20 protein-coding genes are annotated in these 25,753 nt (G+C 46.2%); all 20 read left to right on the top strand.

Annotated features, from left to right (window positions below; genetic code table 11):
• Positions 1 to 244: 244 nt before the first annotated feature.
• Positions 245 to 1,447, top strand: a complete 1,203-nt coding sequence (locus tag R6242_RS12020) for a cell division protein ZipA C-terminal FtsZ-binding domain-containing protein (protein WP_318427098.1) — start codon at positions 245 to 247, stop codon at positions 1,445 to 1,447.
• A gap of 140 nt (positions 1,448 to 1,587) precedes the next feature.
• Positions 1,588 to 2,151 carry a hypothetical protein gene (locus R6242_RS12025; protein WP_293932435.1) on the top strand — a complete coding sequence of 188 codons (564 nt, stop codon included), beginning with the start codon at positions 1,588 to 1,590 and terminating at the stop codon, positions 2,149 to 2,151.
• Between the two features lie 250 nt (positions 2,152 to 2,401).
• Positions 2,402 to 4,798 (top strand): NAD-dependent DNA ligase LigA, encoded by a 2,397-nt coding sequence (gene ligA / locus R6242_RS12030; protein WP_318427100.1) that lies wholly within the window; start codon positions 2,402 to 2,404, stop codon positions 4,796 to 4,798.
• A gap of 88 nt (positions 4,799 to 4,886) precedes the next feature.
• Positions 4,887 to 5,936: a UTP--glucose-1-phosphate uridylyltransferase GalU gene (gene galU / locus R6242_RS12035; RefSeq protein ID WP_293932439.1), complete on the top strand. Its 1,050-nt coding sequence runs from the start codon at positions 4,887 to 4,889 to the stop codon at positions 5,934 to 5,936.
• A 213-nt stretch (positions 5,937 to 6,149) separates the two neighbouring features.
• Complete coding sequence (gene rfbF, locus R6242_RS12040; protein WP_293932441.1) at positions 6,150 to 6,935, top strand: glucose-1-phosphate cytidylyltransferase; 786 nt, start codon at positions 6,150 to 6,152, stop codon at positions 6,933 to 6,935.
• A 522-nt stretch (positions 6,936 to 7,457) separates the two neighbouring features.
• Positions 7,458 to 8,531: a CDP-glucose 4,6-dehydratase gene (gene rfbG, locus R6242_RS12045; protein ID WP_318427103.1), complete on the top strand. Its 1,074-nt coding sequence runs from the start codon at positions 7,458 to 7,460 to the stop codon at positions 8,529 to 8,531.
• Positions 8,531 to 9,082: a dTDP-4-dehydrorhamnose 3,5-epimerase gene (gene rfbC / locus R6242_RS12050; RefSeq protein ID WP_318427106.1), complete on the top strand. Its 552-nt coding sequence runs from the start codon at positions 8,531 to 8,533 to the stop codon at positions 9,080 to 9,082. Before rfbG ends, rfbC begins: the two co-directional genes overlap by 1 nt.
• The gene (locus R6242_RS12055; protein WP_318427108.1) at positions 9,079 to 10,317 is read left to right on the top strand and encodes a class I SAM-dependent methyltransferase; all 1,239 of its coding nucleotides are present in this window, start codon (positions 9,079 to 9,081) and stop codon (positions 10,315 to 10,317) included. The genes rfbC and R6242_RS12055 overlap by 4 nt, the downstream gene beginning before the upstream one ends.
• A complete protein-coding gene (locus tag R6242_RS12060; RefSeq protein WP_318427111.1) occupies positions 10,314 to 11,195 on the top strand; it encodes an NAD(P)-dependent oxidoreductase in 882 nt (293 codons plus the stop codon). Before R6242_RS12055 ends, R6242_RS12060 begins: the two co-directional genes overlap by 4 nt.
• Positions 11,196 to 11,197: 2 nt before the next feature.
• On the top strand, positions 11,198 to 12,370 hold the full coding sequence (locus tag R6242_RS12065; protein ID WP_318427113.1) for a class I SAM-dependent methyltransferase: 1,173 nt from the start codon (positions 11,198 to 11,200) through the stop codon (positions 12,368 to 12,370).
• A gap of 95 nt (positions 12,371 to 12,465) precedes the next feature.
• Positions 12,466 to 13,284: a cephalosporin hydroxylase family protein gene (locus R6242_RS12070; protein ID WP_318427115.1), complete on the top strand. Its 819-nt coding sequence runs from the start codon at positions 12,466 to 12,468 to the stop codon at positions 13,282 to 13,284.
• A 368-nt stretch (positions 13,285 to 13,652) separates the two neighbouring features.
• Positions 13,653 to 18,179: a TIGR00180 family glycosyltransferase gene (locus R6242_RS12075; RefSeq protein ID WP_318427117.1), complete on the top strand. Its 4,527-nt coding sequence runs from the start codon at positions 13,653 to 13,655 to the stop codon at positions 18,177 to 18,179.
• Positions 18,180 to 18,364: 185 nt separating this feature from the next.
• Positions 18,365 to 19,996, top strand: coding sequence for a flagellin (locus tag R6242_RS12080; protein ID WP_318427119.1), 1,632 nt, complete (start codon positions 18,365 to 18,367; stop codon positions 19,994 to 19,996).
• A gap of 75 nt (positions 19,997 to 20,071) precedes the next feature.
• Positions 20,072 to 20,461, top strand: coding sequence for a flagellar protein FlaG (locus R6242_RS12085; RefSeq protein WP_293932458.1), 390 nt, complete (start codon positions 20,072 to 20,074; stop codon positions 20,459 to 20,461).
• A gap of 39 nt (positions 20,462 to 20,500) precedes the next feature.
• Positions 20,501 to 22,930, top strand: coding sequence for a flagellar filament capping protein FliD (fliD, locus tag R6242_RS12090; RefSeq protein WP_318427123.1), 2,430 nt, complete (start codon positions 20,501 to 20,503; stop codon positions 22,928 to 22,930).
• Positions 22,931 to 23,072: 142 nt separating this feature from the next.
• Positions 23,073 to 23,534, top strand: coding sequence for a flagellar export chaperone FliS (gene fliS / locus R6242_RS12095; RefSeq protein WP_293932462.1), 462 nt, complete (start codon positions 23,073 to 23,075; stop codon positions 23,532 to 23,534).
• Between the two features lie 43 nt (positions 23,535 to 23,577).
• A complete protein-coding gene (locus R6242_RS12100; protein ID WP_318427126.1) occupies positions 23,578 to 23,841 on the top strand; it encodes a hypothetical protein in 264 nt (87 codons plus the stop codon).
• 36 nt (positions 23,842 to 23,877) lie between these two features.
• The gene (locus R6242_RS12105; protein ID WP_318427128.1) at positions 23,878 to 24,273 is read left to right on the top strand and encodes a DUF2802 domain-containing protein; all 396 of its coding nucleotides are present in this window, start codon (positions 23,878 to 23,880) and stop codon (positions 24,271 to 24,273) included.
• Positions 24,274 to 24,377: 104 nt separating this feature from the next.
• A complete protein-coding gene (locus tag R6242_RS12110; protein WP_318427130.1) occupies positions 24,378 to 25,427 on the top strand; it encodes a flagellar hook-length control protein FliK in 1,050 nt (349 codons plus the stop codon).
• Positions 25,417 to 25,746, top strand: a complete 330-nt coding sequence (locus R6242_RS12115; protein ID WP_293932470.1) for an EscU/YscU/HrcU family type III secretion system export apparatus switch protein — start codon at positions 25,417 to 25,419, stop codon at positions 25,744 to 25,746. The genes R6242_RS12110 and R6242_RS12115 overlap by 11 nt, the downstream gene beginning before the upstream one ends.
• Positions 25,747 to 25,753: the final 7 nt, after the last annotated feature.

The raw sequence follows: 25,753 nt of genomic DNA on the forward strand, positions 1-25,753 counted from the left end.
ACAAGATGGCGAAACGCAGATGATTTCACTTTATCTTTTACTGCAATTGAAAAGTGCTTGCTAATTTATTAGCAAGCAAACGTAAAGAGTAGGTTTGTGGCTGATAATGATCAGGCAGCAGACTTAATTAACACCGAATAATAGGCCGGACCGATATTAGTTTAGATACTTTATCAAATGCTTAATTAGGTCGTGATAAAGTTTTTTTAAAGTGATAGATCGACTCGCCAAGAGACCCTAAAGAATGACCGATTTGCAACTAGGATCGCTGATTGTTGGTGGCGTGATTGTCGCCGCTGTCTATGCCTTCAATTGGTGGCAGGAATACCGCTATCGTCAGCAAGCCACCAAGGCCTTTGCTCGTAATGAAAGCGATGCGCTGCTGGATGTGCCCAAAAATATGGTGCGCTCAGCGGGGGCAAGCCGGATGGAGCCTAGCTTAGAGGCGGCTGAGCAGGCTCCTGAGCGCTTTGAGCCAGAGTTGGTCGAGCCAGAGCTTGAGGCCGCTCCTGCCTATCAAGCTCAAGCGGCTCCAGTGCGCGAGCCTTATATCGAGCCTATTGCTCCGGTAGCGCCGGTAGCGCCGGTAGCAGATCCAGCGCCTTATGTGCCTGAGCCGGTTAAGACTGCTGCGCCAGTCAGTGATGACAGTGAAGCACTCGCAAGTAGCCTGCTTGATTCATCTATTGATTTTGTTGCAGAAGTTCATGCCACAGAGATGATTGCAGCGGCAGATCTACCCGTATTTCGTGGCTCTAAGCGCGTCCAGGTAATGGGTTTAAGCCAAAATAATCGCTGGGAAGCCTGTTTGCCAAGTTCGCGTTCGCGTTATAAAGAATTGAAAATCGGCTTGCAATTGGCAGATCGCCAAGGCGCATTAAGCTCAGAGCAGCTCAATGCTTTTTGTATGTCGGTGCAGCAATTTTCGGATGAACATGAGGCGGTAGTGACTTTTCCGCAGCGCTCCGCTAAGTTGGCCGCTGCAACTAATCTTGATGAATTTTGCGCCAGTGTGGATGTATTGATCGGCTTGAATGTGATGGCAGCAAGCCGCCCGTTCCCAATGGAGCGCGTGCGTTTATTGGCCGAAAACGCAGGCTTGATTCGCAGCCCAGAAGGTGCGTTTCACTACCGTAGCGATTCAGGTAAAACCTTATTTACCCTGTCAAACTATGATCAGACGCCACTTGGTAATACTTCGAATGGCCTGACGCTATTATTTGATGTGCCGCGTGTAGCGGGTGGTGTGTCGGTATTTGATTATTTTGCTGAATTTGCACAGCACTTATCGGTGGCGCTCTCTGGTGAGCTGGTTGATGATAATAGCAAGCCCCTGACTGAGGCGAGCCTAGATAATATCCGCAAGCAATTAGGGGTGCTGTACGTAAAAATGGATGATAGGGGCATTGCACCAGGCTCTGTGGCGGCTTTGCGTTTGTTTGCATAGCCCTCAGCTAGGATGTGTTACTACAATGCCGCTGCTCGTCAGCGGCATTGCTACTTTTAGCTAGAAAGAGGCATCTTATGCTGTATTTTTTGTCTAGAGTGACGATATAGATTTATCGCTGTTACGCTGTGAGAAGGGTCATGAAACGCGCCCGATTAAGCTATGCGGCTCTCTGTTTGAGCTTGACTTCCTGTGCTGCCCTTCTGCCCGATTCAGAGCAAATTAGCCGTACTCCTTGGCCTGATTATCAAACGGCGGAGCAGGTGTTTAAAGGTGTTTCCTTGGAAACCACCAGTTTGCAGCAGTTGCATGCAATGGGGCTAGATCCAGCTAAAACGCCTAATATCATCGTACTGAGTTATGCCGATTTAATGCGTCGTCTCGCTTTAAGTGGCGCTGGCGAGCCGCGTTTATTAGCGCCTCAAATCCAAGCCTGTATTGCCGCCCAAACTTCGTGCTTTGCTTATGAAATTGAGCAGAAAAGCTCAGTCAGAAAGCGCTATGGCAATTTCTGGGCAGATTTTTTAAATTTTGAACGAAAGACAGTTATTTCTGGTTGGCATTTTGATGTCATCTTTATTATTCAAAATGAGCGCCTTGTTTATAAATTGTGGAGTGGTACACCAAGTATCGAGCAATTTGAACAAGAAAATACGCCGCTTGGGCCATTCCAAGGTATGGGAATCTCGATTTTGACTAAGTAATAAGCATGGGCCCAGCATTCTTTATACGTGTGTTGGGCTTCGCTATACTCGGCACCAAGTTATGCCTATTCAGTGGCTTATACATATGGCTGCTTAGTATGATGCAGGGCAATTGTTTACGCATAAAAAACGCAAAAGACATCAAATAAATAAGGGGATATTCCTGCCCGCAGGGGATGCTAAAACTTTGCGTGTTAATCCTTGTTATAAATCCTCCTTATTCCAACTTCCGCACAATCAATAGACAAATATGACTTCCTCCCTTCTCGATCAAGCACAGTTCTTACGCTCACAACTTCATCAATATGCCCATGAATACTATGTACTCGATGCCCCAACGGTGCCGGATGCTGAGTACGATCGCTTGTTCCGTGAGTTGCAAGCGCTGGAAATGGCGCACCCTGAGTTGGCATCCGCAGATTCGCCAACTCTGCGGGTAGGGGGCAAGCCTTTGCCGCAGTTTGTGCCGGTGACGCACAGCATTGCTATGTTGTCGATCCGCACCGAAACCGATGTTACGCCAGCGGGTGCGCTGGCTTTTGATGTCAGTGTGCGCAAAGAGCTGGATTTACCAGCGAGTGCCGCCGCGCTTGAATACGCTGCCGAGCTTAAATTTGATGGCTTGGCGATTAGCCTGCGTTATGAGAATGGGGTGCTGGTGCAGGCCGCTACACGGGGTGATGGGGCGACTGGGGAGGATGTGACGCAAAATATCCGCACCATCTTGCAGATCCCACTGCGTTTGCGTGCTGATGTAGCACCGCAGGTATTAGAAGTGCGTGGTGAAGTGTATATGCGGCGGGATGATTTTGATCGTTTGAATGAGCGTCAGCTGGCCGCTGGCGATAAAACCTTTGTCAATCCTAGAAACACCGCTGCAGGTGCGGTGCGCCAGCTGGATCCAGCGATTGCCGCTGCGCGTCCGCTGTCTTTCTTTGCCTATGGTTTGGGCGTGGTGGAGGGCTGGCCCATGCCGCAGACGCATTCCGCAATTTTGGATGCGCTGGCGCTATTGGGTTTCCCTGTATGTGCTGAGCGTGCCGTGGTGAATGGGGGGGCGGGATTGGCGCAGTTCCATGCCCACGTTGCACAGATTCGCGAAAGCCTGCCGTTTGATATCGATGGCGTGGTTTACAAAGTTAATGGTATGGCCTTGCAAAAAGAATTGGGCTTTAGAACCCGCGAGCCACGTTGGGCGGTGGCGCATAAATTCCCTGCGCAAGAAGCTTTAACTTTGGTTGAGGCGATTGATGTGCAGGTTGGCCGTACCGGTGCAATCACCCCTGTGGCCCGTTTGCAGCCGGTATTTGTGGGCGGTGTAACGGTGACCAATGCCACGCTGCATAACGAAGACGAAGCAAGACGTAAAGATGTGCGGGTCGGGGATACCGTTAGCGTTCGCCGTGCAGGTGATGTGATTCCAGAAGTGGTGAGTGTGGTGCTGGAGCGTCGCCCTATGAAAGACGTGCTGGGTGCGGATTTATTTTCACCCGCCCAAGCGCCGCTTTACCCCGCATTTAGCCTACCTAAAGTTTGCCCAGTTTGTGGCTCGCACGTAGTGCGCGAAGAGGGTGAGGCGATCGCGCGTTGCTCCGGTGGATTAAGCTGCTCGGCGCAGCGTAAAGAGGCGATTCGCCACTTTGCAGGGCGGCGCATGATGGATATCGATGGCCTAGGCGAGCGTTATGTCGAAAGCTTGGTTGATCTGGGTTATGTCAAATCGCTTGCCGATTTATATGCCCTAACGCTGGAAGATTTCCAGAGTATGAAGGCTGTCGCTGATGAGGCGGCGGGGGCTAGCGCAGAAAGTATTGCGCAGGGCCGCCTTGCTACTAAATGGGCAGAAAACCTACTGGAAGGCATTGCGGCAAGTAAGCAACCCTTATTGGCGCGCTTCTTGTTTGCGTTGGGCATCCGCCATGTGGGTGAATCCACGGCCAAAACCTTGGCTGATTGGCTGGGGCACTTAGCGCTGATCCGTTACGCCCCCGTGCCATTATTGCGAGCCTTGCCCGATATTGGCGATACGGTAGCCATCGCTATTTATGACTTCTTTAGTGAGCCCAAAAACCAACAGGCTTTAGACGCTTTGCTTGCCGCAGGTATTGCACCAAGGGATGAGCACGCACCAAGTGGGCAATTAAGAGACAAGCTGCACCCCGCCAGTCTGTACGCGTATTTAGGTGTGCCTAAATTATCGATCGTACGCAGCCAGCAATTGGCCGAAAGAGTCAATAGTTTGGCGGCCTTAGCCGAGGCCGATTGGCTGACGCTGACCTTCTTGCCTAGCGATGTGGCCAAAGCCCTGCTGGCATGGCTGGATGCAGAAGGGCAGCGGCAGTCTTTAAAAGAATTGGCGGCATGGTGTACTGATTTAGAAGGGCAGTTGCCAGAGCTAACTGCCGCGAATGAGGGTGTGTTTAAAGATAAAACACTGGTACTCACAGGGACGCTGCCTACTTTATCCCGAGATCAAGCCAAGGATTTGATCGAAGCGGCAGGGGGTAAGGTATCAGGCAGCGTGTCTAAAAAAACGCATTTCGTGGTGGCGGGCAGTGATGCGGGGAGCAAGCTGACTAAGGCGGTGGATTTGGGCGTATCTATTTTGGATGAGGGCGCACTGCTGAAAATGCTAGCTGGGGCTTAAGGTATAGGGTAAGTGTTTATCCTGTTAAACATTTGTGAATGTTGCAATGAGGGTTGACGTGAGTGTTTGTTTATATAAACATTGCAGCATGCGAAAGTCTGAAGCAATCCAACTGTTTGGCACCCAAACTCGTCTAGCCGATGCGTTAGGACTTGGGCGCTCTGCCGTTTCCCAGTGGCCCGATGAATTGGCACAGCGCCAAGCGGATCAAGTGCTGGGGGCGGCATTAAGGCTCGGTTTACTCTCTACTTCATATCAGGATTCCCAAATGCAAAAAGTACGCAAGGCCGTCTTCCCCGTTGCCGGTATGGGCACTCGTTTTTTGCCAGCCACCAAAGCTAGCCCAAAAGAAATGATGCCGGTGGTCGATAAGCCGCTGATCCAGTACGCGGTAGAGGAAGCGTTGGCGGCAGGTATTACCGAAATGATCTTTATTACTGGCCGTAATAAACGCAGCATTGAAGATCACTTTGATAAAGCCTATGAGTTAGAAGCCGAGCTAGAAGCCAAAAACAAACAAGCTCTACTGGAAATCTTGCGCGGTATTATTCCAAAATCAGTCAGCTGCATTTATATCCGCCAGCCAGAAGCCCTAGGCCTAGGCCACGCCGTGCTCTGCGCTAAGCCTGTTGTTGGAGACGAGCCATTTGCTGTGATTTTGGCAGATGACTTAATCGATGGCGGTGCCACCAGCGAAATGAAACGCATGGTCGATGTATTTAGTGATACCCATTGCTCTATTTTGGGCGTTGAGCAAGTGCCACAGCAAGACACCGGCTCGTACGGCATTGTTGAAGTGAATGATGGTAACGGTAAATTGAAAATCACCAATATCGTTGAAAAACCAAAGCCAGAAGAAGCCCCCTCTAATTTGGCCGTGGTGGGGCGCTATATTTTAACCCCGCGTATTTTCCACCACCTGCAACATGTGCAGCCAGGTAAGGGCGGTGAAATCCAGCTTACTGACGGCATCTTTGCCCTGATGCAAGAGCAGCATATCCTCGCGCATAAGATCATCGGTACACGCTACGATTGTGGTTCTAAGCTGGGCTACCTGAAAGCCACAATGGCCTATGGTATGAAGCATGGTGAAGTTGGTGAAGAGTTTTCGGCTTACGTGAAGAGCTTAAAAGCTTAAGTGCTATTTCAATAAGCTTGCAAAAAAGGCGACACCTCTGGTGTCGCCTTTTTTTTTGCTCTATGATGCTTAGTAAGCTGATCTAGATAAATATATGCTATTTCAGTATTTAATTCTGGCTTTGCACATATTGTTTTTTGCGGGTTTAGTCGGTTTTTTTATAAGGTTTGTAAATTTAAAAACGAATTTTATAAATATCTTAAGGAATCAAACATGAAGGTAGTCATTTTAGCCGGTGGTTTAGGCACTCGTTTAGGTGAAGAAACTGACGTGCATCCTAAGCCTATGGTTGAAATTGGCGGGCGGCCTATTTTATGGCACATCATGAAAATGTATTCGCATTATGGTTATAACGAGTTTGTTATTTTGCTGGGATATAAAGGAAATTTAATTAAAGAGTTTTTTGCTAATTATTTTCTTTATCAGGGTGATGTAACCATTGATTTAAGTAATAACCAGATTGAAGTACACCGCAATCAGTCAGAGCCATGGAAAGTCACTTTATTAGAGACCGGCTTAAAAAGCCAAACCGGCGGGCGTATTCTGCGAGCCAGAGATTACTTGGGTGATGAAGATTTTATGCTGACCTATGGCGACGGCGTTTCAGATGTGGATATTGCAGCCTTATTGGCGCAGCACCAGCAGCATGATGGCTTAGTGACAATGACGACAGTTCAGCCTGAGGCCCGCTTTGGTATGGTCGATCCTGATTCAGCTGGGTTTATCCGCGAATTTAAAGAAAAACCGATTTCTGATCAGGCTTGGATTAATGGCGGCTTTATGGTGTGCCGCTCAGGCGTGTTTGATTATATTAAAGAGGGGGATCTGACCATATTTGAGCGTCTTCCTCTCGAAGAGCTGGCCAGTGATGGCAAACTACTTGCCTATAGGCATACAGGTTTCTGGAAATGCATGGATACCTTGCGGGATAAAATTCAACTTAATCAGCTTTGGGACCAAGGCAAAGCGCCATGGAAGCAATGGGATGAATTGGGCTAGATAGTTTCGGTTTGCCTGTCGGTATGCGGCTATTAGGAAATGCATGGATACCTTGCGGGATAAAATCCAACTTAATCAGCTTTGGGACCAAGGCAAAGCGCCATGGAAGCAATGGGATGAATTGGGCTAGATAGTTTCGGTTTGCCTGTCGGTATGCGGCTATTAGGAAATGCATGGATACCTTGTGGGATAAAATCCAACTTAATCAGCTTTGGGACCAAGGCAAAGCGCCATGGAAGCAGTGGAATGAATTGGGCTAGATAGTTTCGGTTTGCCTGCCGGTATGCGGCTATTAGGAAATGCATGGATACCTTGTGGGATAAAATCCAACTTAATCAGCTTTGGGACCAAGGCAAAGCGCCATGGAAGCAGTGGGATGAATTGGGCTAGATAGTTTCGGTTTGCCTGCCGGTATGCGGCTATTAGGAAATGCATGGGTACCTTGTGGGATAAAATCCAACTTAATCAGCTTTGGGACCAAGGCAAAGCGCCATGGAAGCAATAGAATGAATTGGGCTAAAAATGTTTGCTGATTGTTATCGCGATAAAAAAGTATTTATTACTGGGCATACTGGCTTTAAAGGCAGCTGGTTAAGTCTGTGGTTAAGCCAATTATCCGCCAAGGTCTATGGCTATGCTCTGGCTCCTCTAGAGGGCGAGCGTTCGCATTACGCTCAGCTTGCGTTGCCTATTGAATCTACCATGGCGGATATTCGTGATTTTGCAAGGCTAAGTGCGGCTCTACAGGAAGCAAGCCCAGAGATTGTCTTTCACTTGGCCGCCCAACCTTTGGTGCTAGAAAGCTACCGCGATCCGCTCAATACCTGGAACACCAATGTGATGGGAACGGTTAATCTGCTGGAAGCCTGCCGCCACGTACCTTCAGTCAAGGCCGTGGTGGTGATTACCACGGATAAGTGTTACCAAAATCAGGAGTGGCCTTGGGGCTACCGTGAGGTAGACGCGCTGGGTGGGCATGATCCTTATAGCGCCTCTAAAGCTGCGGCTGAGCTTGTGGCAGCATCTTATCGCGCCAGTTTTTCTAGCGCACATCGGCCTCAGCCCCTTCTTATTGCTACGGCAAGAGCGGGTAATGTTATTGGTGGGGGTGATTGGGCGCAAGATAGACTCGTGCCCGATGCGGTACGCGCCGTGCAGGCTGCAAAGCCCGTTGAAATTCGTAACCCTAGGGCAGTTCGCCCTTGGCAGCATGTGTTGGAGCCTTTGTCGGCCTATTTATTGATTGGTCAGCGCCTCTTGGCTGGGGATGTTTTCGCTGCTAAGGCATGGAATGTGGGGCCTAGCGAGCGTGATGTCGCCTCTGTTGCGGCTGTATTAGATGGTATGGCAGAGCACTGGCCAGCGCTACAGTGGCAGGCGACGGATGCATCTGCGCACGAAACGCAGGCGCTGCGGTTGGATTCATCCCTTATTGCAGCAGAATTAGGCTGGCATCCCGTCTGGCCACTATCCCGTGCTTTGTTTGAAACCGCAGCTTGGTACCAGCGCGCAGATTTGGCACATTTACATACTTTGCCTCAGCTAAATGCTTATCTGCACGATGCAATAGATGCCAAATTAGGCTGGGCTTGCTGATGCAAGTGCAGCGCTCAGCGATGGCAGGCGTGGCTGTGCTAGAAACAGATCGGCACGGCGATGCACGGGGGAGCTTTGCACGCTGGTTTTGTGAGAATGAGCTGGCCGATGTGTTGGGCGGCTCGGTGATTCGGCAAATCAATCACTCGCATAGTGCGCAGATGGGTACGGTAAGAGGGCTACATTTTCAATACTCACCCTATGCCGAAAAGAAAATTGTGCGCTGTCTAGTGGGGCGGGTGTTTGATGTGGTGGTGGATTTACGTGCGGGCTCGGCTACTTTTTTGCAGTGGCAGGCGGTTGAATTATCTGCTGATAATCATAAAGCCTTACTGATTCCTGAAGGCTGCGCCCATGGTTTTCAGACCTTAACGGACGATGTACAGCTACTCTATTTACACACGGCCCCGTATACGCCGGAAGCAGAATCGGCTGTTGCCTATAATGATCCTTGCATCAATATTGCTTGGCCTTTAGCTGTGAGCGTGGTATCGGACCGAGACAAGCAGCATGCCCATTTGCCAGTCGATTTCCCTGGAATTACTTTATGAAATGTCGTCACTGCGCATCCCCCTTGCATTTGGATTTTATCGATCTGGGCTTTGCTCCTCCTTCAAACGCCTATCTTGGTTTGGATGATTTATCTCGACCTGAGCTTTATTACCCACTTCGGGTCAAAGTATGTGAAAGCTGCTGGCTAGTGCAAACCGAAGACTTTGCCCAGCGCGATGCTTTTTTTAACGCGGATTACGCCTACTTTTCATCGGTTTCCTCTTCTTGGCTTGCGCATGCACAGCATTACGTTGCGATGATCACTGCCCGTTTGGGGCTGACCAGTGCTTCTATGGTGTGGGAAGTGGCTGCTAATGATGGCTATCTGCTGCAGTATGTTGCAGCGCGAGGGATTCCTTGCCTAGGAATTGAGCCAACGCATGGCACGGCTGAGGCGGCAAGGGCGAAGGGCTTGACGGTTGAAGAGGTGTTTTTTGGCCAGCAAAGTGCCGCAGCGCTGCGCAATCACTATGGCTTGGCCGATTTAATTGTGGCAAATAATGTGTTGGCCCATGTGCCCGATATTAATGATTTTGTTGCTGGCCTTGCCACTGGCTTGGCTCAGGGCGGAACCATTACGCTAGAGTTCCCTCATTTATTAGCGCTGATTATTCACTCGCAGTTCGATACCATCTATCACGAGCATTACTCCTATCTTTCCTTACTGGCCGTGCAGCGTATTCTGGCAGCGGCAGGCTTGCGAATTTATGATGTTGAGCGCTTAAGTACACATGGCGGCAGCTTACGGGTTTATGCCTGCCATCAGCAGGCTAAGCAAGCTAGCTCGGCAGCGGTTTTAAATCTGATTGATGAAGAAATAAGCGCAGGCTTAAATCAGGCTCATGTTTATCGTCAGTTTCAGCAGCAGGCCATTACAGTGCGTTTAGCGCTCACCGCTTTTTTGCTGGAACAACACCGTGCGGGTAAACGTGTGCTGGCGTATGGCGCGGCAGCGAAGGGCAATACTTTGCTCAATTACGCAGGAATCGATGCGGTGTTGTTGCCCATGGTGGCGGATGCCGCGCCTTCTAAGCAGGGCAAATATCTACCGGGTAGCCATATACCAATCCTTACGCCTACCGAACTCATTCAGGCTCGCCCAGATTATGTCCTGATTTTGCCGTGGAATTTAAAAGCCGAAGTGATGCAAGAGCTGGCGGTGATCGCAGAGTGGGGCGGGCAGTTTGTTACGGCGGTGCCTAAGCTACAGATCATAAAAAGTACCGTGCGATGAAAGTTTTACTCACGGGGGCGAGTGGTTTTTTGGGGCGCTATGTATTGCAAGCACTACATCGCCAGAACGTGCCGGTGCTTGAGTTGGGGAGACGCCATTCGGGACAGGATTTAGGTACAGAATTTATTTATGCTGATTTACAAGAGGCCAGCGATCTTGGTGCGCTATTAAAAGATAGCGGTGCAACCCATTTATTGCATTTGGCATGGTGCACGGAACACGGCAAATTCTGGACAGCACCCGCTAATTTAGCTTGGGTCAATATTACCCTGCAGTTGCTGGAAGCTTTTTGTGCGCAAGGTGGAAAACATGTGACGGTAGGTGGTACATGTGCAGAATATGACTGGTCTTATGGCTACTGTGACGAGGATAAAACGCCGCTTATTCCTGCGACGCTTTATGGTGTATGCAAGGATGCTACTCGACGAATCATCATGGCCCGTTGTGAGTATTATCAAATTCCCTGTGCTTGGGGGCGTGTATTTCTACCTTATGGCCATGGCGAAAATAGCCAACGGCTTATTCCTGCATTAATCGATATCTTTCAAGGGAAAAGAGCTGCATTTGGAGTGAATTCCAATGTCTATCGCGATTTTCTGCATGCATCTGATGTGGCGGATGGTTTTATTACGCTACTTAAGCACCATGCATATGGTGCATTTAATATTTCATCGGCAGAGCCAGTACAGATTCGAGATTTGGTCATTAAAATTGCGGGGAGTTTGAATGCAGATCCTCAGCGTGTACTGGGCTTACCTGCCCAACGCCAAGGTGAGCCGCACTTATTGTTGGGCGACAATAGCAAATTAATGGCTTTGGGCTGGCAGCATAAGATTTCAATTCTACAAGATTTAAAATTATTACCGGCAAAGGCGTAATGATGAATGATAAATGTCCAATATGTGAAGCTAAAACACTTGGCTTTTTACAGCGCGATCAAGTACCCGTGCATCAAAACCTTGTTTTTGTAGAGCATATTGCTGCGCAAAAGGCGGTAAGGGGTGACTTACTGATGCAAGTGTGCGAAAGCTGCGGTTTTGTGCACAATCGTGCTTTTGATCCATCGTTGCTTTCTTATGGTGATCATTATAATAATTGCCAGTCATGCTCCCCATTTTTTGATCAATATCTTGATGGCTTAGTTGAGTATTTAGTTGAAAAGCAAGGTGTACGCAATTGCCAAATTGTAGAAATAGGATGTGGAAAAAACGCGGATTTTTTAAAAAAATTGCTGAATTATCCCAGCGCTAATAACAAAGGGGTTGGGTTTGACCCTAGCTATACAGGTAATGGAAGTGAATTAGAGGGCAGGTTAATCGTTTACCCTCGCTATTACGATGACAGTTGTAGCGACGTTATTGCGGATGTGGTGATTTGTCGCCATGTGATTGAGCACGTCGCCGACCCTTTGGTATTACTACGTTCAGTTCGCGTGGCTTTAAAAAACAATCCTAATGCCAAGATTTTTTTTGAAACGCCTTGCGTAGACTGGATATTAAAAAATAAAGTAGTATGGGATTTCTTTTACGAGCACTGCTCTTTATTTAATAGTCATTCACTTTGTTTAGCTTTTGAATTGGCTGGTTTTAGTGTGGTGAAAATAGACCATGTGTTTGGAGGTCAATATCTTTGGTTGGAGGCGAGGCTAACAGAAGAAAAAAAATTAAATAGCAGCAATCATCATGCAAGCAGTGAGCTGGCACAGCAGTATGGTGCTGCTATCCATGAGCGGACTACGCAGTGGAAAAATAAACTGCTTAGCCTCGCTACACAAGGGCCAGTGGCGTTGTGGGGGGCGGGGGCGAAGGGGGCAACATTAGCCAGCTTAATTGATGCTGATGGTGAAATCATTGACTGCATCGTAGATCTCAACCCTGGGAAGCAAGGTTGTTATCTACCAGGCTCGGCCCACTTGATTGTGTCCCCTCATGAGTTAAAAGCACGAAAAGTAAAAGCTGCGATATTGATGAATCCAAATTATCGAGCAGAAAATATAGCCTTGCTAGCAGAACTAAATATCGAAATAGCGTTAATTGATTTAGAAGAAATATAAGTGGTTTTTAAATAATTGAGTTTATTGAAAATAACTGGAATAGATTCAGGCTGTTTCTGCTGCAATCAATTTTAAATTTAATAAAGAGGTGCGTTATGCAAGAAAATACAAAATTTAAAGATGAATGTCAGCGTGAGATTCTGGCTCAGGCAAACGATGTAAGTTTGCGGTCACTCACATCAGACTGGTTTTTAAAGTCCAATGAGTATAAATACTCCTATCACTTTGAGAGCCTAGGGCGGCCCATTATTCAATATCCTCAAGATATGATTGCTATGCAAGAATTGATATGGAAAATAAAACCGGATCTTATTATTGAAACGGGAATTGCCCATGGTGGCTCGCTGATTATGAGTGCCTCAATGTTAGCCATGCTTGATTATTGTGATGCTGTGGAACAAGGAAAAACGCTTGATCCACATGCTGCTGGACGTAAAGTGCTAGGGGTAGATATTGATATTCGCCAGCATAATCGGGAAGCGATCCTCGCTCATCCATTGGCTCATAAAATTGAAATGATTCAAGGTTCGTCGATTGATCCAGAGATTGTTAATCAGATTAAAGATATAGCGGCAGGGTATACCAAAATATTGGTGTGTCTTGATTCTAACCATACCCACGATCACGTTTTGGAAGAGCTTAAAGCCTATGCTCCAATGGTTTCAATAGGCAGTTATTGTGTTGTATTTGATACGGTTATCGAAGATATGCCGGCTGATTCGTTTCCACATCGCAGCTGGGGGCCTGGCGATAATCCTAAAACAGCTGTCCATGCCTATTTAAAGCACTTGGCAATAAGCCAAGTGACTGCACTAGATGGATATAAATTAAACTATGAGATAGATAGCCTTATTGAATCGAAGATTATGCTTACAGTTGCGCCTGATGGATATTTGAAGCGTATTGATGGTTAAGGTAATTCCTTTGTGCTAAAAAATATAATTAGTACGAATAGGTGCGTATAAATTGACTATGAGATAGTGGTTTTTAGTTTTAATGGGGAATGCATTATGGTTGATATTTACTTAAATGAAAACATAGACTGAAATTGACGCTGGCGGCTTATTTGTTAAGGCTGCTTGTTGGAATTTAGTGTTGTTTTATAAAATAAAAGTATGGGGAATTATGCCCTATTAATGATGAATAAATACTTTTCCTTGTTTTTTTAGAAAAGGCGTAGATGCAATTTATCTGTTGAGTAGTTGATTCAGCCAGTGGCGCTGCTGAAAAATATGTCTATGTTAGGGCTGATTGTATTGTTAATTCATAATGGATAAAATAAATGGCAAAATATACGAAAGATCTCACGCTTGTTTTGTTTACGCACAATAGGAAAAAATTCTTAGAGAGATCTATTGCGTACTATTCAACATTCCCTTTTAAGTTGTTGATTTTAGATTCTTCTATTGAATCTAATGTTTCTTTGTTGAGTAAGTATAAAAATTTTGATATTGATTATATTCACTATGAATTTCATGCGTACTCCGATGTTATAAAAAAGGTAAAATATGGTGCGTCACTAGTTACTTCGCCATATGTTTTGTTTATTGCCGATGATGACTTTACATTGTTAGATGGCATAGTTGAAAGTATGGATTTTTTAGTAGATAACCATGATTACTCAGTATGCCATGGTTATTCAATGATGTATCTTGCCGATGCTAAAGAAGTTCACTATTTTCAATATGCAAAAAAAATAAATGGCGATTACGCCGAGCAAAGAAGAGATAGAATATTGTCTTTTATGGGGGAGTATCAACCACCATTTTATGCCGTACAAAGAACGAATGCACTCGTGAGTTGGTTCGCAGATGTTAATGATGATATTCTTTTAGAATTTAATGAATTTGGGCATGCCTTTCAATTGCTTAATATGGGTAAAGCCCATGTTTTGCACTCACCTTTTATGGTGCGTGAATTTAATTATCCCTTTTCAGACCATTTAACTGATTTAAAAATGGCAATGGAGCTGGCTAGCTTTCATCCTGAAAAAAGAAAAGCATTTTATTCTCGTCTTGAAGATTTACTGATTAGTGCAGATGCGCAATATAGCCCAGCTGAAGCCCGTCAGCTCATTGAGCATTCAGTAACTGCGCTGGTAGATTGTTTAGGGGCGCAAACATCGCTGCAACTGGCTGAGCTTTTCTTTTCAACTGCCGAATCTATACCGCAAAAACCAGATTGGACTTTCTTGGCTAAGCAGCCAATCACTGAGTTACCATTTTATAGTGCTGATTTTTTTAATAAATTGGCTGAAATTGATACGCTGATTAGGGTTATGCCTTGCGGTAAGTTGCAGCTTGAAAATTTGAGCAAACTACCCACCCAAGAAAATGACCCCTATGTGCGTTTAAGAATAGAGCAGGGGCATTTTGCTGATGAGCTTGCACTGATTGCTCCGCGTGTTGCGGTGGTCTTGCATCTTTTTTATCTTGAGCAGTGGGTGGATATTCAGCCTTTATTAAAAAATATTCCTTATGAATTTGATTTGTTTGTATCCACCGTTGCAGAAAATTATCCTGTAGCTAAGGATTTGCTTGCTCAAGATTTTCCTGAGGCGGCCCTCAGTATTACTGAAAACCGTGGCCGAGATATTGGGCCCTTGTTTAGTCTTTTGCAGCAAAGCAATTTAGCGTCTTATGATTTTGTTTGTAAATTGCATACTAAAAAATCACCACATTTAGATCCTGAGCTGGTACAAAAATGGCGTGAAGAGTTGTTGATTTCATTGCTGCCTTCCAAAGAAGGCGTGCAGGCTATTTTTGATTTATTTAATAGCCGCCCAGAGGTGGGTATTGTGACGGGGGCGGGCGTGCTGGTGCATGCGCATTACACTCCCGGCGGCAATGTTGGCTTGCTGCGCGAATTAGCCGCGCGGCTGGGGTTTAATTTAGATGAAACGGCTTATGAGTTTCCTGGCGGATCGATGTTCTGGTGCCGTGGGCGGGTGTTTAATTCATTTAATGCACTGAATATTTCTATTCATGATTTTGAGCCAGAAACGGGGCAAACCAATGGCACGCTGGCGCACGCGATTGAGCGTTTGTTTCCGTTAATTGCTTATCATCAGGGCTTGTTAACGGTGGATGCAGGTTATCAGGGGCATGTGCCTAATCCACGTTTTCCTAATAGTAGCGAAGAGTATTTGCACTGGCTAAGTAAGCAAGAACTAAGTATTACTGAGGCTAAGTTATTTGATCTGCACGCACAAACTGTGACTTTGCCTAAGGTTAAAATTTGTATTGTTGATCGTTTTGCCAATAAAAGCGGTTTAATTGCTTCAATTAATAGCGTTTCACGCCAGTTTTATGCCGATGTAGAATTATTGGTGTGCTCAAGCGCGGCCAATCCTATGCCAGAGTCTGGGATTGAATGGATTCAAGTTAAAGATGGATTTTATTCTGCCGTGCTGGCGGCTTTAGCCCAGCAGCAGGGCGAATGGCTAGGGCTGATGGAGGCCGGTGATCAGCTCACTATGAGCGGCTTATTGCTGGCTATGCATCAGCTGGCCGATCACCCAGATTGGCAAGCGGTTTATTTTGATGATGATGTGATGAATGCCGACGGCCGGCCAGCCTGCCCGCGCTTTAAGCCTGATTTTGATATTAATTTATTACGCAGTATTCCTTATGCCGATGGCTTTTTATTGCTCAGAGCCAATGCGGCTTCGGCGGATATATACCATCAGCTTGAAGGCTGGGGTGGCGAGCAGCTCACGCTATTATTGCATTGCTATGAGCAATATGGGGCGAAATCGATTGGGCATATCCCAGAGCTTGTTACTCATCTGCAGATTAATGATGCCAGAACTTTATCCGATCCTCGTCGTTATAAAGATTTCTCTCAATTAATCGAAATGCATTTACAGCGTTCAGGGATTGAGGCTGAAGTATTGCCTAATGGCCGAGTAGAGGGTGCAGTGCGGGTGAAATATGCGCTGCCAGAGCGCCCACTTGTGAGCATTATTATTCCGACTAAAAATCAGCTGCCTATGCTGCAACGCTGTATTGAATCTATTTTGGAGAAAACCCGCTATCCAAATTATGAAATTATTATTATTGATAACAATAGTGATGATCCGCTGGTGCAGCCATATTTAGAGCAGCTTGAATTATTACTCAGTGATCGTTTACGGGTATTTTCTTACCCACACGCATTTAATTTTTCTGCCATTAATAATGCCGCTGTCGGCCAGGCCAATGGTGAGTATCTGCTGTTATTAAATAATGATACGGCCATGATTCAGGACAGCTGGCTGGATGAGCTATTGCATCATGCCATGCGGCCAGAAGTAGGAATTGTGGGCGCTAAGCTGCTGTATCCAAATGGCCTAGTCCAGCATGCAGGCGTGGTGCTTGGCTTGCGTGGGCCAGCTGATCACCCGTTTATTGGCGCTTCGCTGGAGGAATCTGGCTATATGCACCGGCTGCAGCTAGATCAGCAGTATTCGGTGGTGACGGCTGCCTGCATGATGATCCGAAAATCTGTGTATGAGCAGGCAGGGGGGATGGATGAGCAGGACTTCAAGGTTTCTTATAACGACGTTGATTTATGCCTAAAGGTGAGAGAGCTGGGCTATTCAGCGGTTTGGACCCCTTATTCAGTGGTGATGCACGAGGGGAGCGTGAGTCAGACGCAAATTAACCCTGATAAGGCCGCGGCTAAGCAATTGCGCTTTGAAGGTGAGCAGCAGGCCATGTATCGCAAGTGGCGGCCAGAGATAGGCAATGACCCTGCATATAATAAGAACTTAACCCTGAGTGGTAATGGTTTTGAATTAGAGCACCGCTCGCTCTTATCTTGGCGGCCATTAAGCTGGAAGCCTTTACCTGTGGTGCTTTGCCATCCGGCTGATCAGACTGGCTGCGGGCAATACCGTATTTTGCAGCCTTTTGCCGCGATGCAAGAGGAGCAGAAAATCTCTGGAGCGATTGCTTTTGAGCTGTTTCCGGCGTTTGAGTTGGCAAAGTTTGCCCCTGATGTGATGGTTTTTCAGCGGCAGATTTCGGCCCAACAAATTGATTTTTTGCGCCTATCCAAAGCCTGCTCGCCTTCCTTTAAGGTTTATGAGTTGGATGATTACCTGCCCAATATCCCGATTAAAAGTGCCCATCGCTCGCATATGCCTAAAGACGTGGTGAAGTCTTTACGTAAGGCGCTGACCTTTGTTGACCGTTTTACGGTGTCAACTGATGAGCTGGCCAGTGCTTATCAGGGGATGCATTCGGTCATGCATGTCGTAAACAATTACTTGCCTGTGCCACTTTGGGGGGATTTGCACTCAGCAAGAAATCAGGGGAAAAAGCCACGCGTGGGCTGGGCGGGAGGCGCGAGCCACACGGGTGATTTAGAGTTGATAGAGAGCGTGGTTAAAGCGCTTGCCGATGAAGTTGAATGGGTATTCTTTGGCATGTGCCCAGATAAGCTGCGCCCCTTTGTGCATGAGTTTCATGCGGGTGTGCCGATTGGCCTTTATCCGGCAAAGCTAGCTAGTTTGAATCTTGATTTAGCTTTAGCGCCTTTAGAGCAAAATATTTTCAATCAGTGCAAAAGTAATTTGCGTCTTTTAGAGTATGGCGTATGCGGCTTCCCAGTGATTTGTACGGATATTGCGCCGTATCGAGGTAGCTTGCCGGTTACGCGGGTAAAAAATAAGCACAAAGACTGGGTAGACGCGATTCGGGATCATTTAGCCGACCTAGATGCCAGCGCCCGGCTAGGGAGTACTTTAAAAGCAGCAGTATTAAAAGACTGGATGCTAGATGGAGGCAATCTAGATAAATGGCGTGCAGCTTGGTTGCCTAATTAAGGGGATGAGGTTTGTTATTAGCTTGGTGGGAACAAACCTCAATCGCTTTGTTTGCTGTTAGTGATTGAAAAAAGATTACAAATAGTCCTCAAGTTTATCGGTGCTCTTCCGATAAAGCATACAAGGGCTTACTTATATGCCTGAAACACTAAGCACCGATTCCAGGACAAGCAAGGGGAAGTACCATGTCTCAAGTCATTAACACCAACGTACCATCACTCAATGCGCAGCGAAATTTAAATACCTCGCAAATGAGCTTAACCAATTCTCTGCAACGCTTGTCCTCGGGTCTGCGTATTAATAGTGCCAAGGACGATGCAGCGGGTCTGGCGATTTCAGAGCGTTTCACTTCCCAGATCCGCGGTATGGATCAAGCCAAGCGTAATGCCAACGATGGTGTTTCACTTGCGCAAACGGGTGAAGGCGCTTTAGGCCAGATGGGCGATATTTTACAACGTGTACGTGAGCTGGCTGTTCAGTCTGCTAATGCCACCAACACTTCAAATGACCGCTTAGCGATCAACTCTGAAGTAACACAGTTAGTCTCTGAGCTCGATCGTTTTGCAACTTCTACCGAATTTAACGGCCAGAAATTATTTGACGGTAGCTTTACTGCAGCAACATATCAGGTTGGTGCAAATACTAACCAGACTATTACTGCTAATACTGCAAATTTGCGCACCAACCAATATGGTACTTACCAGATGGGTGTGGGTAATGGCACTGGCAATCTAGCTACAACCAATTCTGTTTCTGGCTCTACAGCTGTAACTGCAGGTGCTACGGGTACGGTAAATGTGGATGGTGCCGCTGTTACTTCTTCTGGCTCATTCAGTATTAACGGTACCAATATTTCGGTTTCTGGTACAGATATGGCAAAAGATCTTGCCAATAAAATCAATGCAGCCGGAACAGGCGTAACCGCCACTGCACGTACTGAAGTCAACTTAGGTTTGGCCTCTGGTACATACAGCTTAACTGCAGCTTCAAAAAGCAGCACATTTGAGTCAGTGTCTTTTAACGTGAATGACTTGGATAACAACGGCAAAATTGAAGCCGATGAATATTCGCAAGCGATTCAGGCGTTTAATGCCAAGTCTTCTAAGACGGGGATTACCGCTGAGCTGGCGACTTTCCAAGATTCTTCTAAAACCACTCAATATGCATTGAAGCTAACTGCTGCAGATGGCTCAAACATTGCGATAAGTAATGACCCAAGTAATGCCAGCGGTTTTGGTGGTGGCGTTACTAAATGGGATATGGATGTAACTAATTCCAGTGGTGCTATCCAGTATATGGCCAGTGGTCAGGCTGGTGCAATTTCTACATCGGCGGCGGGTTCGGGGGTAGTGACTTTCGGTGGTCAGGTTGTACTGAACTCTACTAACTCATACTCTGTAACAACCAGCGGTGCCGGTTTTGCTTCTGGTGTGTTGGCGGTGGGTGGTTCTTCTACCACTACGGCTTTAACCAGCGGTGCAGCTTATGCATCTACCCTGAAAACTGTTGAAAAGTTAGATATCTCAACGGTTGAAGGTTCTAACCAAGCTTTACGTGTGGTTGATGACGCTTTGTCGACAGTAAACGACCAACGTGCTAAGTTTGGTGCGCTGCAAAGCCGCTTCACTGCTACGATTAATAATCTGGCCACAACGTCAGAGAATATGAGTGCAGCGCGTAGCCGGATTAGAGATGCAGATTTCGCAAGTGAAACTGCTGCGCTGACCCGAGCTCAAGTCTTGCAACAAGCAGGTACAGCGATGTTAGGTCAGGCTAATGCCCTACCAAACCAAGTGCTAAGTTTGCTGCGCGGTTAAGTTTAAGCTAGGCTTAAATGAGTCAAGGCCCCGGCAAACTCGTGTTGCTGGGGCGTTTCTACAGGAAGGTGTATCATGGATATTCAATCAACATCGCAGCTTGTACCCGCTGTTGCGGCAAAAAGTGTTAGTGAACGCTTTCATGATGTGCCTCCGCCTTCTAGTGAGCAGGTAAAGGTAGCCAGTGCAGAGCCGGTTAAAGTGAGTCCTGATGCGGTACAGGCGCTTAAACCCGCAGCGGACGCTAAAGAAGTGAAGCAGGCTGTAGAGAAGTTAAATCAAGCGGTTCAAGGTTTTTCTGATAGCTTGCAGTTCTCTGTTGAAGAAGAAACTAAGCTACCTATTGTCAAATTAATTGATACCAAAACAAAAGAAGTGATTCGACAATTCCCAAGCGAAGAAGCCATTTCTATTGCAAAGGCAATTGATCGATTTCAGGGGCTTTTAATTAAAGATCGTGTCTAGTTTGGCCGATATATTGAATACATAAATAGGGAGGCTATCATGGCTGGAATTTCTTCTTTAGGCTCAGGTTCAGGGATGGATTTATCGGGCTTGATTGATAAGCTAATGACTGCTGAAAAAGCGCCATTAAAAGATTTACTGCTTAAAGAAGCATCATACCAAGCTAAAATATCTGCCTATGGCTCTGTAAAAAGTGCTTTGTCTGCGTTTCAAACATCACTAAAAAACCTCTCCAGTGTACAAACGTTCAGAAGTACAACGGCTACGTTGGCTGATTCATCGATTGCAACCGTTACATCGAATAGCCTTGCTCAGCCTGGCTCGTATAGTCTAGAAGTTTCACAGTTAGCTCAAAATCAAAAACTCACATCAAATGCCTTTAGCAGTATTAATACGGGCTTGGGTACGGGTACGCTTACAATTCAACTAGGCACGGTTGATAAGCATGATACGGATGCTACAAGCGATGACACTTTTACTGCCAATGCAAAAAAACCTTCGTTTTCTATCGACATTACTTCCAAAAACAATACCTTAGCAGGGGTGCGTGATGCAATTAATCTCGCTAATCAAGGTGTAAGTGCCAGTATTTTAAATGATGGTACCGGCAGTCGCTTAGTTTTAACCAGTAAAGATTCTGGTGCTGAGAACTCAATAAAAGTATCGGTCATTGATGCCGATGGCAATAGCACGGACACTGCAGGGTTGTCTGCATTGGCTTACGATCCGGCAGGAGCGCGTAATTTAATTGAAACTCAGGCAGCGAAAGACGCTAAATTTAAAATTGATGGTATTAATGTTAGCAAGCCTACTAATTCAGTAACGGATGCTATTCAAGGTTTAACCATTAATTTAACTAAAGTTTCTTCACCAACTAGTACCGGTGCAACTACGCTTGCGCCGACCACGATTACGATTGGTTCAGATTTATCTGGGCTTAAAGATTCTATTAAAGGTTTTATTAAATCTTATAATGAATTGAACAAAACGCTCAAAGACGTTTCAAGTTATACGCCTGGTAATGCAACGACCTCTGCTAAAGCTGCACCGCTCAATGGTGATTCAGCTATTCGTTCTATTCAAAATCAAATGCGCGCAGTAGTCAATGAAATGCAGGGTGAGGGGAGTTATTTTAAATCCCTGAGTGATATTGGTGTTTCATTTAGTGGCTATCAAACTGATGCTAAAGGCACAATTATTGGTGGAACGACACCTAAGGGTGATTTATCACTTAATGAGGCAAAATTACAGGTGGCTATTGCAAGCCACCCTGGGGATGTTGCCAATTTATTTACGGTTAATGGTATTTCAAGTAGCAATCAAGTTACCTTTTTGGCTGGATCTTTGGCGACTCAATCGGGTAAATATGCGGTTGAGGTGACTACCCCTGCTAGCCAAGCAAAATATAGCGGCTCTGCGCTCTCGTTTCTTAAAGTTGATGCAACAAATAATACTAAGAATGTCGCTTTAGGTGGAGTCAGCGCCAGTATTGCCATTGATAATAATGATTACACAACAGAAAGCTTGGCTGCTCAAATTAAATCTAAAATTGAAGCTGATTCAACTTTGTTTACCTCTGGCACAGATACTATTAAAGTTGAATTCAATAAGTTGAATAAAAACTTTGATATTAGCCGTGAAAGAACAGTTGCTGGCTCGCCCGCAACGATTCAAAAAGACTCAATGGCTTTAAGTGTTGCTTCTGCTCCTAAGCCCATTACCATTGATGAAAATAATAAAACATTATTGGTTTCCGTCGATGGTGTGAATAGTCAAATTATTACGCTGGGTAAAGGTAGCTATGCCACCATGGCGGATTTGGCGGCAGAAATGCAGTCAAAAATTAATAGTGATACTTCCTTGGTTAAAGCAGGCAAAACTGTAGGCGTCGCTTTTAATGAAGCAACTAGTCAGTTTGATTTATCCTCCGGCCTATATGGGAAAGATTCAAAAATTAAAATTACAGGAGTGGGTAACTCAACCACGAGCACTTCTGCGGCAACTTTAGGTCTAGTCATTGGCGGATATTCTGATACGTCTTCTGGCCCAACCGTTGGTTATACCTATACCGTAGGAGCGGATGTGGAAGGCTTGATTGGCGGTGAAAAAGCCAAGGGGTCTGGGCAAGCTTTAACAGGTACAGGGGCCAGTGAAGGTTTAAGTTTAATCGTGACGGCGAGCACAAAAGGAGATTATGGCTCGGTTTCCTTTAACCGTGGCGTGGCTTTTGCCCTAGATAAATTACTTGATAGCATGGTTAAAGATCGAACGGGGCTGGTGGCGAAGCAAACAGAAGGGGTTACCAATAGCATTGCTCAACTAGGCGAAAAACGAGTTCGGATGAATCGCCAGTATGATGCCACTGAGGCTCTTTATCGTAAGCAATTTACGGCGATGGATATTGCTATTGCTACTATGAGAAATACAAGTAGTAATTTAACGGCACAGCTTGCAAGTTTGCCAAAATAAGTGCTTTATTTTTATGAGTATAAAGTGTAATGCTTGATTTAAATTTACACTTTATTTTTCATTAAGTTGGCTGCTTAGTTTATTAAATAAGGCTTGTTACAATGGGCCGGTATTTCTCGAATTACTTTAGAGAGTTATTGTTATGAGTGCGGTTAAAAAAGCAATTTCTGCTTATGGGCAAACCAGCCTCGACATGGTTGTAGAATCAGCCAGTCCCCATCAACTTATTGTGCTTTTATTTGAAGGTGCGATTAAAGCCATTCAATTGGGTAAGATTTACATGCAACAGGGCCTGATTGCACAAAAAGGTGCGGCAATTTCAAAGGCTATTGCAATTATAGAAGATGGTTTGCGGCTGGCTTTAGATAAAGAAAATGGCGGTGAGTTGGCTGAAAATTTAGATTCTCTGTATGACTATATTAGTTTTGAATTATTGCAGGCTAATATTAATAACACCCCTGAACGATTGGATGAAATGTTGAATTTGTTAGGCCAATTAAAAGACGCATGGTTATCTATTGGGTTTAGCAAAGTTGAGAACGAAACGCCCGCTGTAGTGCGTGATGAACAAGAGCGGAGTAACTTAAGTTATGGGCGTATCTAAGTATTTTTCCGTCTATTCCAATTTAAAGGCATGCACCACTCAAATGTTACTCACAGCCAAGGCTGAAGATTGGGATAATATGTTGGTGCATGCTCAATTATTTGCAGAATTAAGCTCGAATTTGCCTATGATTGAATGGGGCGCGTTAACAAGCTTAGAGCAGCAACAACTCGCTGCAATTTTGCAAGTATGTAACAGCGAAGTGCAAGAGATAGAGCAAATGGCAGTCAATCAGCGCGGTGAGCTGGCGACGCTTCTGCAAAATATGCATAACACTGGAAAACTACAGCGCGCGTATGACGTCTAATAATAGCCTGCCCGCCCCGGCAGGGGAGATCGTCTTATGAATGGCATCGTCATTACTTGGGTACAGCTACTTTATATCAGCCTGATTTTGATTTTATTTTATGTGGCTGAATTGCTTTTATTTATGCGTAAAGCATCCATGTATCGCGGGGTAGGCCAAGACCCTCAAGAGATGGATAAGCTGCGTAATGAAATTGCTCAGCTTCGATTTGAGATGGATGCTCTTAAACTGCGCTTGGCTGCCTCTCAAACCCAGTGGACCAGTTCTTCTACTGAATTGGTTATGGAAGGCGATCAAGAAAGTCCCTATAGCCATGCTATTCGCTTGGCAAAGCTTGGAGCAGATTCAAATAGCGTGGCGCATCAGTGTGGTATTTCACGTGGGGAAGCTGATTTAATCGTTGCGCTTTATCGCTCTAGTACGCAGAGATAAGCATGCATTCCGGCTTTGCACCAATCCAGCTCCCTTGCTGGCATATTCAATCACAAGAGGCGAGGTGCACTTTGCGCGCCTCTTGCCTGGTTTAAAAGATCATTATGCTTCCCGGCTCTAGCCCGATCAGCTTAGTTCAGCACTACCTCAAAGCACAGGAGGGGGTGGCTGAGGTTACGCGCATCGCACCAGACGATGTGCGTTATACCGTGGGCGAGCGGGTGCAGGCAACGGTCACTGGGCTACTGCCAAACGGGCGCTATGCCGTGCTCATTAAAGATCAGCTGCTTGATCTTAATTTACCTAGAAATACCGAGCCTGGTGAAAAGCTAGATCTTACCGTGGTAACGGGCAATCCTAAGCTAACCTTTACTTTGACTGGCACTGGCGCGCAGCCAGCTTTGCCACAAGAAATGGCCTTAAGCCAAGGGGCTCGCTTTTTGGCCTCCTTGCTTGGCAAAGGAGAAGCTAAACCCGAAGCGGCTCATTTGAGTTCTGCTGCAGCATTGTTTGATGGGCCCCCTGATACAGAAAAATTGGCCGCTAAGCTCTCGCAAGGGCTGGCCGATAGTGGTTTATTTTATGAATCACATCAGGCTGAGTGGGTAAATGGTGAACGGCCATTGCAATCACTATTAAGGGAACCGCAAGCAGGCTTAGCTAAGCCTGCAGCGAATGGCACAGAAGCTAAAACAGAGAACACGGATAAAACAAACAGTACGCTTCTGGCTAAAGACACACAGCCAGCTGAGAAAGCGGCACAAGCACCAGATGCCGCTTTACGTAGTTTGGTGCAGCAGCAGCTGGATGTGCTCGAGCAGCGCCCCGTTGTTTGGACAGGGCAAGCATGGCCTGGTCAGCCATTGCGCTGGGAGGTAGAAAGCGAAAACGAGCGCCAAGCGGGTAGAGGGCAAGATGAAGAGCAGCGTAGTTGGCAAACACGGCTAAACCTTCAGCTTCCCGAACTGGGTGGCTTAAATATTGTGGCGGTTCTGCATAACGGTGAATTTGCTTTGCGCTTTGAGGCGTCGGCCCAAACTGCAGAAAAAATTCGTGCAGAAACTAAGAATCTGCAAAACCGCTTTGAGGCCGCTGGTTTAACTTTGGCGTCCAGCTTGGTGGTGGTTAATGCTGAGTCTGTGAATGTCACGTAAGCATCCTGATAGCCGTCGCCAGCAAGCTGTTGCGCTGGCTTACCAGCAAGGTAGTAATTCCCCCCGTGTCGTTGCAAAAGGCCAAGGCTTGCTGGCTGAGCGGATTATTGAACGCGCCCAAGAAGCGGGCGTGTTTGTGCATGAATCGCCTGAGTTGGTGGCGATGCTGATGCAAGTGGATCTAGATCAACATATTCCCCCGCAGCTTTATCGAGCTATCGCCGAATTGCTGGCCTTCGTTTATCATTTGGAACGCGGAGAAACAGCGACTGCGCCTGTTTTTGATTTACCGCCCCTAGTCGACGATCAGCCCGAGTAATCCCATC

The sequence above is a fragment of the Iodobacter sp. CM08 genome (assembly GCF_033446605.1).
GTDB lineage: Bacteria > Pseudomonadota > Gammaproteobacteria > Burkholderiales > Chitinibacteraceae > Iodobacter.

Excerpts from the sequence above, each read along its gene's own strand:
- R6242_RS12020 (WP_318427098.1), top strand. The coding sequence starts at position 245 with ATGACCGATTTGCAACTAGGATCGCTGATTGTTGGTGGCGTGATTGTC.
- R6242_RS12025 (WP_293932435.1), top strand. The coding sequence starts at position 1,588 with ATGAAACGCGCCCGATTAAGCTATGCGGCTCTCTGTTTGAGCTTGACT.
- ligA (WP_318427100.1), top strand. The coding sequence starts at position 2,402 with ATGACTTCCTCCCTTCTCGATCAAGCACAGTTCTTACGCTCACAACTT.
- galU (WP_293932439.1), top strand. The coding sequence starts at position 4,887 with ATGCGAAAGTCTGAAGCAATCCAACTGTTTGGCACCCAAACTCGTCTA.
- rfbF (WP_293932441.1), top strand. The coding sequence starts at position 6,150 with ATGAAGGTAGTCATTTTAGCCGGTGGTTTAGGCACTCGTTTAGGTGAA.
- rfbG (WP_318427103.1), top strand. The coding sequence starts at position 7,458 with ATGTTTGCTGATTGTTATCGCGATAAAAAAGTATTTATTACTGGGCAT.
- rfbC (WP_318427106.1), top strand. The coding sequence starts at position 8,531 with ATGCAAGTGCAGCGCTCAGCGATGGCAGGCGTGGCTGTGCTAGAAACA.
- R6242_RS12055 (WP_318427108.1), top strand. The coding sequence starts at position 9,079 with ATGAAATGTCGTCACTGCGCATCCCCCTTGCATTTGGATTTTATCGAT.
- R6242_RS12060 (WP_318427111.1), top strand. The coding sequence starts at position 10,314 with ATGAAAGTTTTACTCACGGGGGCGAGTGGTTTTTTGGGGCGCTATGTA.
- R6242_RS12065 (WP_318427113.1), top strand. The coding sequence starts at position 11,198 with ATGAATGATAAATGTCCAATATGTGAAGCTAAAACACTTGGCTTTTTA.
- R6242_RS12070 (WP_318427115.1), top strand. The coding sequence starts at position 12,466 with ATGCAAGAAAATACAAAATTTAAAGATGAATGTCAGCGTGAGATTCTG.
- R6242_RS12075 (WP_318427117.1), top strand. The coding sequence starts at position 13,653 with ATGGCAAAATATACGAAAGATCTCACGCTTGTTTTGTTTACGCACAAT.
- R6242_RS12080 (WP_318427119.1), top strand. The coding sequence starts at position 18,365 with ATGTCTCAAGTCATTAACACCAACGTACCATCACTCAATGCGCAGCGA.
- R6242_RS12085 (WP_293932458.1), top strand. The coding sequence starts at position 20,072 with ATGGATATTCAATCAACATCGCAGCTTGTACCCGCTGTTGCGGCAAAA.
- fliD (WP_318427123.1), top strand. The coding sequence starts at position 20,501 with ATGGCTGGAATTTCTTCTTTAGGCTCAGGTTCAGGGATGGATTTATCG.
- fliS (WP_293932462.1), top strand. The coding sequence starts at position 23,073 with ATGAGTGCGGTTAAAAAAGCAATTTCTGCTTATGGGCAAACCAGCCTC.
- R6242_RS12100 (WP_318427126.1), top strand. The coding sequence starts at position 23,578 with ATGTTACTCACAGCCAAGGCTGAAGATTGGGATAATATGTTGGTGCAT.
- R6242_RS12105 (WP_318427128.1), top strand. The coding sequence starts at position 23,878 with ATGAATGGCATCGTCATTACTTGGGTACAGCTACTTTATATCAGCCTG.
- R6242_RS12110 (WP_318427130.1), top strand. The coding sequence starts at position 24,378 with ATGCTTCCCGGCTCTAGCCCGATCAGCTTAGTTCAGCACTACCTCAAA.
- R6242_RS12115 (WP_293932470.1), top strand. The coding sequence starts at position 25,417 with ATGTCACGTAAGCATCCTGATAGCCGTCGCCAGCAAGCTGTTGCGCTG.